The following is a 626-nucleotide window of genomic DNA, read 5'->3' as shown; positions in this document are numbered from 1 at the left end:
CTTTCGCTGTTACAGGTTCCCCGTTCGACCATTTCGCATCTTTTCTTAATTTAAATATGTATTTCTTCCCATCATCTAGCTTTTGGACGTCTTCAGCAACCCCAGGCATTCTCTTTTGATCTTTGCCAGTACGATATAAACCTTCCATCGTATTATTTAATGCTGTTGAAGATGCAGAATCTGATGCTAATGATGCATCCATTGACGGAATTTCAGATAACTCTGTTAGATTAAGAATCTGTTTCCCGTTACTACTACTAGTAGCGTTTTCTTTCCCTTTTGCTTTCGCGTCATCTTTCTCGTAGCTACACGCGCTAAGCAACATACTTGCAGTTAAAGTTGATGCAAGTAATAACGGTATCTTTTTCTTCATGTTGTGTTGCCTCCCCTAATTGCACTTCCTGTACCCTCACTTGTAGAAAAACAGAATTGAAAGAATAATCTCCAAGTTTCTACAATTTTCATTATACATATAATATGACGATTGTGAATATAGTTTTTTGTTTTTTTGTTAAAATTTTTAATAAAATGTTTATATTTTTAATTTTTTGTAAAGGAATACATTAGCACTGCTACCATCATCTTGAAATTAGAACTTCAATTACATGCAATTTTCAAAAAATTAT

Annotated in this window: 1 protein-coding gene; it reads right to left on the bottom strand. The window is 33.4% G+C overall.

The features are described 5' to 3' along the window. Positions 1-373: ABC transporter substrate-binding protein (locus KI356_RS27230; protein ID WP_238486251.1), on the bottom strand; the 373-nt coding region annotated here is incomplete at its 3' end. Between the last annotated feature and the right edge of the window lie 253 nt (positions 374-626).

This window comes from Bacillus hominis, from assembly GCF_018332515.1.
GTDB classification, from domain to species: Bacteria; Bacillota; Bacilli; order Bacillales; family Bacillaceae_G; genus Bacillus_A; species Bacillus_A hominis.
The sequence above is the reverse complement of the archived record's forward strand: the minus strand, read 5'-3'. Positions and strand labels throughout refer to the sequence as shown.